The 11,855-nt window shown below is 40.4% G+C and carries 8 protein-coding genes; 2 read left to right on the top strand and 6 right to left on the bottom strand.

From position 1 onward, the window contains the following. The first annotated feature begins 42 nt into the window (after positions 1-42). A complete protein-coding gene (locus tag OIZ54_RS14125; RefSeq protein ID WP_264390639.1) occupies positions 43-2,268 on the top strand; it encodes an EAL domain-containing protein in 2,226 nt (741 codons plus the stop codon). A gap of 45 nt (positions 2,269-2,313) precedes the next feature. Here OIZ54_RS14125 and OIZ54_RS14120 read toward each other — a convergent pair whose 3' ends face one another. After that, positions 2,314-3,561, bottom strand: a complete 1,248-nt coding sequence (locus tag OIZ54_RS14120) for a glutamate-5-semialdehyde dehydrogenase (protein WP_004587657.1) — start codon at positions 3,559-3,561, stop codon at positions 2,314-2,316. Then, positions 3,558-4,664, bottom strand: a complete 1,107-nt coding sequence (proB, locus tag OIZ54_RS14115; protein WP_004587658.1) for a glutamate 5-kinase — start codon at positions 4,662-4,664, stop codon at positions 3,558-3,560. Before proB ends, OIZ54_RS14120 begins: the two co-directional genes overlap by 4 nt. Before the next feature lie 851 nt (positions 4,665-5,515). Here proB and OIZ54_RS14110 point away from each other — a divergent pair. Further along, on the top strand, positions 5,516-7,366 hold the full coding sequence (locus OIZ54_RS14110; protein ID WP_096740241.1) for a cation:proton antiporter: 1,851 nt from the start codon (positions 5,516-5,518) through the stop codon (positions 7,364-7,366). Between the two features lie 81 nt (positions 7,367-7,447). Here OIZ54_RS14110 and OIZ54_RS14105 read toward each other — a convergent pair whose 3' ends face one another. The 4 genes from OIZ54_RS14105 to hflK all read right to left on the bottom strand — a co-directional run bounded on the left by OIZ54_RS14105 (position 7,448) and on the right by hflK (position 11,785). Further along, positions 7,448-8,086 (bottom strand): tetratricopeptide repeat protein, encoded by a 639-nt coding sequence (locus tag OIZ54_RS14105; protein ID WP_024031471.1) that lies wholly within the window; start codon positions 8,084-8,086, stop codon positions 7,448-7,450. Between the two features lie 112 nt (positions 8,087-8,198). Next, on the bottom strand, positions 8,199-9,512 hold the full coding sequence (locus OIZ54_RS14100; RefSeq protein WP_004587661.1) for an adenylosuccinate synthase: 1,314 nt from the start codon (positions 9,510-9,512) through the stop codon (positions 8,199-8,201). Between the two features lie 216 nt (positions 9,513-9,728). Further along, positions 9,729-10,607, bottom strand: coding sequence for a protease modulator HflC (gene hflC, locus OIZ54_RS14095; protein ID WP_004587662.1), 879 nt, complete (start codon positions 10,605-10,607; stop codon positions 9,729-9,731). Between the two features lie 5 nt (positions 10,608-10,612). Next, positions 10,613-11,785, bottom strand: a complete 1,173-nt coding sequence (gene hflK / locus OIZ54_RS14090; RefSeq protein WP_004587663.1) for an FtsH protease activity modulator HflK — start codon at positions 11,783-11,785, stop codon at positions 10,613-10,615. Positions 11,786-11,855 lie beyond the last annotated feature (70 nt).

Below are 11,855 nucleotides of genomic sequence, written 5' to 3'. Positions count from 1 at the left end.
ATAAACTAACTTTAAGGGGTTATTAAAGAATAAGGATTTAGTGTGCATTCAACCTTTCTCGCTAACAATAATGAAACTGCAGTAACTCAACCGCGAAAGCCTTTGATACTCATTGTTGATGACGAACCTAGCAACCTACATGTATTAGTTGAAGGCTTACTTGCAGACTACGATGTACGCATTTCAACAAGTGGCGAACAAGCGCTTGTGTTTGTTGAATCCACGCGCCCAGATTTAATTTTACTCGATATTATGATGCCAGGCATGGATGGCTATGAAGTATGTCAAAGATTAAAAGCTAAACAAAATACCAAAGGCATTCCCATTATTTTTGTCACCGCACTTACTGAAGAAGAGTCTGAAGAGAAAGGCTTTGCAATGGGGGCCATTGATTATATCCATAAACCCTACAAATTAGCTTTGGTAAGAGCGCGTATACGTACACATATTACTTCGCAAGGCATGCTAGACAGGCTCATTGAAAAGAACTTTGACTTACACGACAAATTACTCGAAATAGAAGCTCTTGCAAAAGAGTTAAGCCAACGCGAGGAAGAGCTAAAGCAGCTGTCATCTAAGCAAAAGTTATTTTACCAGGCACTTACCAGTACCGCCGATGGTGTTGTAATTACTAATAGCGATGGCAAGATTATCGCGGTTAATCCATCATTTTGTAGAATTACCGGCTATTGCGAAGCTGAATCGTTGGAAATGGATTTAAAAGAGATCAAACAAAATAATCACCCAAGTATTAGCTTTGATGAAGTGTGGAAACACGCATATGAAGCTGGCTACTGGAGCGGTGAGCTTGTAACACGAAGAAAAAATGGCGAGCTATACCCTGAGCTATTAACGCTTAGTAAGGTAAAGAGCGAGCAAGATACCAATATTCACTACATTGGCGTTTTTAGTGATATTTCAAGCGTAAAAGTAACGCAAGAGCGCATAGATTACCTAACTTGGCATGATGAGCTTACTAAACTGCCTAACCGTAATGGCTTTTTAAAACAGTTAGAGCAACAACTGCAAGAGTGCAGTAGCGATAAAACATGTGCCTATATTTATATTATCGACATTGACAGCTTTCACTCTATTAATGATGGCTTAGGGCTTTTAGCAGGGGATAATATTTTAAAGGAGCTTGCTCAGCGTATTCATGCCAATGTAGATAAAAAAGATATTATTGCACGCTTAGGCAGTGATGAATTTGCTGCTTTATGTAGCGTAGATAAAGGAATTGGGCGTACACGTGCGCAATCAATCGCCGAAAACAAAGCGCAAGAGCTTTTAAACGCAGTCAACCACCCTTTTGACGTTGATGGGCAAGAGGTTAGCTTAACAATTAGTATAGGCACTTATATTTTCCCGCGAGACGATGTATGGGAAAGTGCTATTGAGACAATCAGAAATTGTGAAGCAGCCTGCTATAAAGCCAAAGAAAAAGGCGGAAACAGAGTTACATTTTTTGATACCACATTTGGCGAGCAGGCTAAACGACGCTTTGAAATTGAACAAGACTTAAGAAAAGCCATTCCTCAAAATGAGCTATCCATATTTTTACAGTCGCAATTTGATAGTAAGCAAACGTTAAAAGGCGCAGAAATACTGCTGCGCTGGAATCACCCTCAAAAAGGCTTTATAAGCCCATGTGAATTTATATCAATAGCTGAAGAATCTGATGTTATTTTTGAGTTAGACTGCTGGGTTACAACTAATGCACTTAATTTACTTACCAAGCTTAAATACAGCCACCCAAGTTTGAATATTTCGGTAAATATAAGCGGTCGACATTTTCATGAACCGCGATTTTTAAACTTTATAAGCCAACAAATTAAAAGTGTTGATATTAATCCTCAGCAACTCACAATAGAGATAATAGAGGGGACGCTACTTAATCACATGGAAGCGGCCATTGAAGCCGTGCACTACCTTAAAAAGCTGGGCGTACGTGTATCAATAGATGACTTTGGCACGGGCTACTCAAGTTTAACCTATTTAAAACAGTTACCTATTCATGAGCTAAAAATAGATCGCTCATTTGTGCTTGAAGCCCCCACTGATAACAACGATAAATTAATTATTGATATGATTGTCAGCCTTGGCAGGTTGTTTCAATTAGAAGTGGTAGCGGAGGGAGTCGAGAATCAATCGCACTTTGACTTATTACAAGAGTACCCTGAGGTTATCCTACAAGGGTACCATTTGCACCGGCCTGAGCCATTAGAAAGCTGGTTAGAAAAACTAAACCATACTTTGCAAAACGCATAAAAAAACGCCGATTAAACAATCGGCGTTTTTTATATGTGAAGTACGTTACTTACGTACTTGGCCTTCGCCATTAACTAAATACTTTTCAGTTGTAAGTGACTCAAGCCCCATAGGACCATAAGCATGTAGCTTAGTTGTAGCTATACCTATTTCAGCACCTAACCCTAATTGCGAGCCATCTGAGAAACGCGATGATGCATTTACCATTACTACCGATGCGTCAACACTGCGTTGGAAAAGCTCAGCCGCAGTATCGTTTTTAGTACAAATAACCTCAGTGTGGTTTGAACCAAATTGAGCAATATGCTCCACAGCAGCACTAAAGCTTGGTACTACACGAATAGCAATTTCTAAATCTAAGTATTCTTCACCAAATTCATTATCAGCAAGTACTGTAGCATTATCGAAGTATTTTGCAGCTTGCTCATCTGCATTAATTTTCACACCTTCTTGGCGCAATACAACGGCACATAAATTTAAAAATTCATCAGCAACGTCTTGGTGAACCACTAGCCCTTCAAGCGCATTACATACGCCTGTGCGCTGTGTTTTACCATTTAATAGTAAATTAAGTGCAACCTCTAAGTCGGCATCTTTATCTACGTATAAATGACACACCCCTTTAAAGTGCTGAATAACAGGAATAGTACTGTTTTCTGTTACAAAGTTAATTAAGCCTTCGCCACCACGTGGGATGATTAAATCAATACTTTCGCGTTGCTGCATTAGCTCCATAAGCAATGCACGGTCTGGATCAGGAATAACTGAGATCAGCGCTTTAGGTAAGTTATGTTTTTCAAGTACACCGTGCATTACACTCGCAATGGCTTGCGAGCTTTTAAGGGCTTCTTTACCGCCGCGTAAAATAACACCATTACCCGATTTAAAACACAATGCGCCTGCATCCGCAGTTACATTAGGACGCGCTTCGTAAATCATACATACAACACCTAATGGCACACGCATTTTACGTATTTTAATGCCATTTGGGCGCTCTGTAATGTCGCGTAGCTGACCGACAGGATCATCTAAACTTACAATAACTTCAATACCTTCTGCCATTGCTTCAATGCGCTCTTCGTTAAGCGTTAGGCGGTCGATCATCGAAGCGGCTAAGTTATTATCGCGTGCTGCGCTTAAATCACTTTCGTTTTCTTTAATTATAAATGCTTTTTCTGCGCGTAATGCTGCCGCCATTTCGGTTAACACTTGGTTTTTGGTCTCGGTATCGAGTAAAGCAAGTGTGTTTGCAGCTTTTGCTGCCTGGCGTGAAATATCCGTAATCAAACTCATGACTTCTCCAATAATGCGATATCTTTTTCTGAAATAACAGGGCCAATAGAATCCTGCATTTTTTCGCTAAATTCACTTTGCTCGTTATCTGCAATAAAGCTTAACAAGCAACTACTATAATTTGCGGTGGCTTTTGCTAAACGTGTGCCATCCTCGCTTCTAACTAAAATGGTATCGCCAATGGCAAACTCACCATGAACTTCCATTATTTCGTCGCCACGTATGCAACCGTTTTCACCTTCAAGAGACTCATCAAACGAGCCATCTACAACTACTTCACCTTGCTCATTAGCTGTATGCGTCATCCAGTGCACAGCTTCTTGCATTGGTTTTTCATAAGGAAGGAAAACACTACCAGGGTTGTCACCTGCCAATAATCTATTAAAGGTTTCTTCTTTAAAGCCATTAATAATATAAGTAGCAATACCGTGAGACGTTGCTTTTTCGGCAGCTTCAATTTTGGTTTTCATGCCACCGGTTCCTACAGAGCTTGTAGCACATCCTGCCATAGCATAAATAGACTCATCAATTGATTTTATTTCAGGCAGTAAAACTGCATCGTCGTGCAAATTTGGGTTTTTATCATACAGCCCATCTACATCAGAAAAAATCATTAATGCATCGGCATCAGCGGCCGCCGCTACCATGGCTGATAAGTTATCGTTGTCACCTACTTTTAAGTCATCCGTTGTTACAGCATCATTTTCGTTAATGATAGGCAGTACACCATGCTCTAACAAAGTAAAAATAGTTTCGCGAATACTTTCATAGCGCTCACGGTCACGTAAATCACCATGGGTTAATAATAATTGCGCTGATGGAAAATCGAAAAAGCGATCCCACATGGCCATCATTTCAGTTTGACCTGCTGCTGCCATCGCTTTTTTCATCACAACTGAACGAGGAATGTCAGATGGGAATAAGTGTGAGCCTGCAGCTACTGAGCCTGAAGATACTAAAATAACTTCAATACCACGAGCACGACAGCGAACAATAAATTGCGCAATGGTTAATAAGTAGCGTGAACGGCACCCATCTTGATCTGGAGCAATTAATGCACTACCTACTTTTAAAACAATACGACGCCAATTTAACTTTTGCATAAAATCTCAACTTTCCATTTTATCTGCATTCACATAGTGTGAACTAAAACTAGGTAATTGCGTATAAAATACGCAATTTCGAATAGGTTGTTTGTTTATACACTTTTTAAACGCACGCAAATACACGACCTAAAATTGCTTTTAGATTTGTAAAGACATGAAACAGCACCAACCAAAATAAATGGAGGTCTATTAAATATAAAAATAAAAAGTGTTGTTTATGTATCGCTGTAAAAAGCTGTGTGCGGCCTTTTTGTTAACAACATACATAGAGCCTCTAAAGTCAGATACACCAACAGATAGGGTGATGACTTAAGGACCGAGATTTAGCCGCCACGATGGGAGCTAAACATTGAAAGTAATAGTTCAACTCAAACATTTATTTACTTAATTGCTTAAATAAACTTGTTTGAAAAAACCATACCAAGATATTCAATAATACAATAGCTACTAATTAATGGTAAAAATAGCGTACAAATCTATTATTACAGGGCAAATATGACGCTAGTATTAATACATACCGTTATTTTGCAAAATTATATTTAGATGACTAATTGTTTGAACTCTAAATATAATACGACATTTCAAGGGGTAAGATCAAGGCTAAAAATCACTCTAATGTAGAGCTCCGCCTCACTTCTAAGCGGTTAATCATTTAAAATCAAGAGGTTATATTTATTTTTGAGTTTTAATTCAATTTTTATAAATAAATCAATAAGTTTAACCTACAATTTTTGTATTAAGCGCTAAAATTTTATTAGCAAATTAAACATTTCACGTGTATACCCCTGTATTAATATTTAACAAAAGTTATACTTTTCACATTGTGATAAATAAGGAATTCTTAATTTATGTCAGCAATTTATATAGCCGGTATCGCACTTTGTTCGGTGCTTGCCCAATGGGTAGCGTGGGCGTTTAAAGTACCCGCTATTTTGTTCTTATTGCTTACCGGTTTATTGCTAGGGCCGTTTAGTGGTGTATTAGACCCTGATGCTTTACTGGGTGATTTATTATTTCCTGTTGTATCACTGAGTGTGGCTGTCATTTTATTTGAAGGCTCCCTTACTTTGCACTTTAGAGAGTTAAAAGGCATAAGTAAGGTCGTACGTAACCTGTGCTCTATCGGCATGATCACCACCTGTGTGGTAATAAGCTTAAGTGCCTATTGGTTACTTGAGCTTAACTGGCGGGTGGCTGCAGTATTAGGCGCTGTGCTAGTAGTAACAGGGCCTACGGTAATCGCCCCTTTACTTAATTCGATGCGCCCAACACAAGATATTGACCGTATATTACGATGGGAAGGCATTGTAATTGACCCAATCGGCGCTCTTTTTGCTGTGCTTGTATTTGAAGCAGTCATGCTGGTAGGCCAAGGAGAAGTGCTTAGCCACACTATTGTTGCACTTGTTAAAACAGTCGGCGTGGGGCTTTCTATCGGTGTTGTTGCGGGCTGGATCACCACACAGCTTATGCGCCGTGAATGGCTACCGTTCGAGTTACATAAATTTGGCATACTTGCCTTGGTGCTTATTAGCTTTTCGGTATCTAATCACTTAAGTCACGAATCGGGATTATTGGCTGTTACCGTATTTGGTATTTGGCTTGCTAATCAAAATGATTTAGAAATCGATTCTGTACTTGAGTTTAAAGAAGACTTATCGATGATTTTAATATCATCACTGTTTATTTTACTTGCTGCGCGGCTACAGCTTTCTGACTTGATGATGTTAGACAGCGACGTATTTATATTCCTTGCAGTGGTGTTATTTATAGCGCGCCCATTGTGTATTGCTATATCTACTTTTGGTACTGACTTGCCAATGAAATCGCGCTTGGTGCTATCGTGGATAGCCCCAAGAGGTATTGTTGCAGCTGCTGTTGGGTCGGTGTTTGCGCTAAGTATGATGGAAGCTGGCGTAGCTGATGCAGAAAAAATGGTACCGTTAATATTTACCGTTATTATCATCACTGTGGTATTGCAAAGCTTAACTGCTATTCCTGTTGCTAAACTATTGGGCGTGCGCCAACCTTCTCCAAATACCATACTGATTATTGGTGCAAACCATGTATCTCGCGCTATAGGTAAAGGTTTACAAGAGCAAAGCATTCCTGTTCATCTATCAGACCCCGCATGGGAGAACTGTAAAATGGCTCGTATGGACGGCCTTGCCTGTTATTATGGTAACCCACAATCAGAGCATGCTGAGCGTTACTTGCCGCTCACAACAATAAGAACGGTATTAGCACTTTCACCAAACCGCCACCATAATGCGCTTGGTGTACAATATTTTTCTCACTTGTTGAATGAAAAAAATGTATTTTCACTACGCTCATCTACCTCGCATGCTAAAGCGAATAAAGACAGTGCAACATTCCTATCTAGACAAATTTTGTTTGGTGAAGATGGCTCTTACGCTCGCCTAAGCAGTATTATTGCTAAAGGCGGTAAAGTAAGTGCGACGCGTATTTCAGAAGAATTTGATTGGGAAAAATACCAAGAGATGAACCCTGAAGCGATCCCGTTGTTTATTTTAAAAGGTGATAAAGACAACGACGACGATACGCCAGTTAAGCTTCGCCCATTTACCAGTAATATGGAAAAGCCACCGCAAGAGGGAGAGCGTATCTTTGCACTTCAGCCGCCAAAAATGTCGGTATTAAAAGACCCCGCAAAATCAAAAACTAAAGAAGAGAGCTAACCTCTTTTCGTTATTGCAAAAAAGCCCTAATTAAATATTAGGGCTTTTTTATTTTATAAAAATAGCGTGCATTATCGGCACTTACATGGGCAATCGGGCGCGGGCAACAACACTATCGGGCATTTTTTTAGCGAGTAAGCTAAGCGCACGCTCAATTTTTTTATGGGTTGCTTTATCTGCCACCATGGCATTGAATAACCAGCGGTACGCATCTTCAAAGTCACGTGGGCTTCCGTAGCCTGCATTAAAAAGCTTCACCAGCCTTAGCTGTGCTTTTAAGTTCCCTTGCGCTGAGGCCTCTCGTAAGTAGGTAATGGCCATCGCTTTATCTTGCTGCACTAAGCGACCCGTGTCGTAATAACGTCCAAGCTGCTCTAACGCAGCCGCTAAGCCTTGTTCAGCCGCTTTACGCATGTAGTACACACCTAATTCCACATTGCGTTCAACACACACGTTATATGCCAGCATATCGCCATATAAAAATTGGTAAGATGGCAGCGCCATTTTATTGGCCCTTGCCTCTATATCTTGTACTAATTGGCAATCATCTGCCTTTACACGCTGCAAATGTGTATTTTTATTTATTAGTGCAATCAGCTCCGGTTCGGTATAAAGCGGCACCGCAGCGGGCGTTTCTTCAGCTAACACATTGCTACTTATAGATAAAAGTAACGGAGTGAGCAAAGACGCTAGAAAAGTGTTACAGATAGATAGGCGCATGTTTACCACGTATAAAATAAAACTTATCAAATAATATACAAAGATCGTTCCAAGGTGAATTTTAGGCATAAAAAAAGCTGCAAAAAGCAGCTTTTTTTTAAACTAATGGTGATTAAGCAAACGGGTTGCGAAGTACCATTGTTTCTACACGATCTGGGCCGGTAGAAATAATATCAACAGGTACACCTGTGATTTCTTCGATACGCTTGATGTAGTCAATCGCAGCTTTTGGTAAGCCTTCAAGGCTAGTTACACCAACTGTGTTTTCAGACCAACCTGGCATCTCTTCATATACTGGTGTTACTTTCTCGTAACCCTCAGCAGCTAATGGCGTTACATTAGTCACTGTGCCATCTTCAAGCTGGTAACCAGTACAGATTTTAAGCGTTTCTAAACCATCTAAAACATCTAACTTAGTTAAACAAAAACCAGAGATGCTGTTGATTTGAACTGCGCGGCGCATTGCCACAGCATCTAACCAACCAGTACGGCGTAAACGACCTGTTGTCGCGCCAAACTCATGACCTTTATCACCTAAGTGCTTACCCACTGGGTCTTGTTTTTCAAGGCCATCGTAAAGCTCTGTAGGGAAAGGACCAGAACCAACACGTGTAGTGTACGCTTTAATAATACCTAACACGTAATCAAGGTTTAATGGACCAAAACCAGCACCAGTCGCAACGCCACCAGCAGTGGTGTTTGAAGAGGTTACATAAGGGTAAGTACCGTGATCGATATCAAGTAATGTACCTTGTGCACCTTCAAATAAAATGTGTTCGCCCGCTAAACGTGTTTGATCTAAAAGCTCAGTTACATCAACAACCATTGCTTTTAAGATGTCTGCAACAGCCATTGCATCATCAAACGTTTTTTGGAAATCAACAGCATCTACTTTGTAGTAGTTAACTAAAGTGAAGTTATGGTATTCAAGTACTTCTTTTAGTTTAGCTGCGAATAATTCTGGATTGAATAAGTCACCTACGCGTAAACCGCGACGGGCTACTTTATCTTCGTACGCAGGACCGATACCACGGCCAGTTGTACCAATTGGCTTGTCGCCGCGAGCAGTTTCGCGAGCTACATCTAATGCAACATGGAAAGGCAGAATTAACGGACATGCTTCACTAATTAAAAGACGCTCACGTACAGGTACGCCACGCTCTTCTAACATGCCAATTTCTTTCATTAGCGCTTCTGGTGATAAAACCACACCATTACCAATCACACATTTAACATTGTCACGTAATACACCCGATGGAATAAGGTGTAGAACTGTCTTTTCACCGTCAATAACTAAAGTATGACCCGCATTGTGGCCACCTTGGTATCGAACTACTAAAGATGCTTTGTCTGTAAGGAGATCAACAACCTTACCCTTACCTTCGTCACCCCATTGGGTGCCTAATACAACAACGTTTTTACCCATTGTAAATTCACTTCGAGAAAATTAGGACGAGATTTTACCAGAAAACGGAAGTAAAGATCACCCCTGTTCAGCTTATTTTTTCTGCGCGTATTTTTTAGGCCATCACACTTTTTAAATAACCACATATATAACAGTAATTTAAAGTTTTAAATTATGCTTAACAAAAAGCCCCGCATAGGCGGGGCTTTATAACTTTTTAAATGATTAAGGCATCGCTTATTGCGCTGCAGCGCCTTTCATATATTTAAAGAAGTCACTATCTGGTGAAAGTACCATAACATCTTGTTTATCTTTAAAGGTCTTTTTATACGCCTCTAAAGAACGAACAAAACCAAAGAACTCTGGATCTTTGTTGTATGCTTTAGCATAAATAGCGGCAGCTTCTGCATCACCTTGACCACGTACTGAGCGCGCATTACGCTCTGCATCAGCAAGCATTACCGTTACACGGCGGTCAACATTAGCACGAATAGTTTCTGCTTTTTCTTGACCTTCCGAGCGGTGCTCTTTTGCAACAGCAGTACGCTCAGCGCGCATACGTTGGTAAATAGAGCTACTCACTTCTTGTGGTAAGTTAATTTGCTTAACACGCACGTCAAGTACTTCAATACCTAACTCGCGCGCACTTTCAGAAGCTTGTACTAACGCCTCTTCCATTAGCTCACTACGCTCACCCGATACAATCTCGCGAATAGTACGCGTACCAAAGTTAGTGCGCAGACCATTATTAACTTTTTGCTTTAGTAGTGTTTCAGCGTATTGCTTATCACCACGAGCACGAAGGTAAAATGCGCTAAAGTCGTTTACGCGCCATTTAACAAACGAATCAACAATTAAGTCTTTTTTCTCGCTTGTTACAAAGCGGTCTGGCGTGCCATCTAGCGTTTGAATACGTGCATCAATACGACGTACTTGGCTAAAAAATGGTACTTTTAAGTGAAGGCCTGGGCTGTATACAACGGCTTTGTCTTCACTGTCTTTTTCAACTTTGCTAAATAGCAGCACAATCGCTTTTTGCCCTTCAGGTACTACAAATACCGCAGAGAAAGACATAACAATGGCAGCTAATAGTATGACTAAACTAAAGTTTTTCATTACGCTTATCTCCCGTTATTGTTAAAGCGATCACTGTTAAAACGGTCATTACCGCTATTCACAGTGCTATTTCGTGATGTATTTACTTTATTGCGTAAATCTTGAATATCACTTGAGCTTGGTAAAGCTACACGTGTTGCAGTGCCTTGCTTTTCCATAATTTTATCAAGTGGTAAGTACATCATGTTGTTACCGCCTTTAACATCAACAATGACTTTAGAACTGCTGCTAAGCACCTCTTCCATAGCATCAATGTATAAACGTTCGCGCGTTACTTCTTTAGCTGCTTGATACTCAGGTAATAGCTTTTCAAAACGAGCCACTTCACCTTGTGCTTCAAGTGTAATGCGTTCTTGATAACCTTCTGCTTCTTGCGTCATACGTGTTACTTGACCACGCGCGCGCGGTTCAATTTCACGTGCATACGCTTCTGCTTCACGGATAAAACGCTCTTCATCTTCTTGTGCGGCAATAGCGTCATCAAATGCATCTTTTACTTCAGTTGGTGGACGTGAATCTTTAAAGTTCACATCGGTCACAATTAAACCTAAGTTATACGGTTCGATGATTTTATTAAGCTCATCCCACGTATTTTGACGAACAACTTCACGGCCATTAGTCAGTACTTGGTCCATTTTTGCATGGCCAACAACGTAACGTAACGCGCTATCAAGCGCTTCTTCTAAGCTGTTATCAGCATTAGTTACGCTAAACTTGTAAAGGTACGGGTCAATAACACGGTATTGCACTTCAAACTCAACGCTTACTACGTTTTCATCTTCCGTTAGCATAAACCCTGATGCAGATAATGAACGCACAGCTTCAATATCTACCGGGATAACCGTTTCAATAAAGGTCATTTTCCAGCGTAAGCCTGGCTCTGCAATACGGTCATACTTACCAAATTGCAGTACCACACCACGTTCGGCTTCTTTAACCGTATAAATACCACTTAACGCCCACACAATTGCGGCGATAATGAGGATAAATGAAATACCGGCTCCGCCAAGTCCACCGCCACTATTATTGCCGGATTTTTTACCGCCAAATATGCCGCCTAACTTGTTGCTAAACTTACGGAACACCTCGTCTAAATCAGGTGGGCCTTGATCACGTCCGCCTTTATTGTTCCACGGATCTTTGTCATTGCCATTATTACCCGGTTCATTCCAGGCCATAGCTATACTCCATTGTTATCTAAATAAATTAGGAAATTGTGTTAAATCTATCAAATCTACCGCGTTTCTC

This window comes from Pseudoalteromonas sp. A3 (assembly GCF_025942345.1).
GTDB lineage: Bacteria > Pseudomonadota > Gammaproteobacteria > Enterobacterales > Alteromonadaceae > Pseudoalteromonas > Pseudoalteromonas atlantica.
Note: the sequence above shows the minus strand (reverse complement) of the source record. Positions and strands in the feature narration are given on the sequence as shown.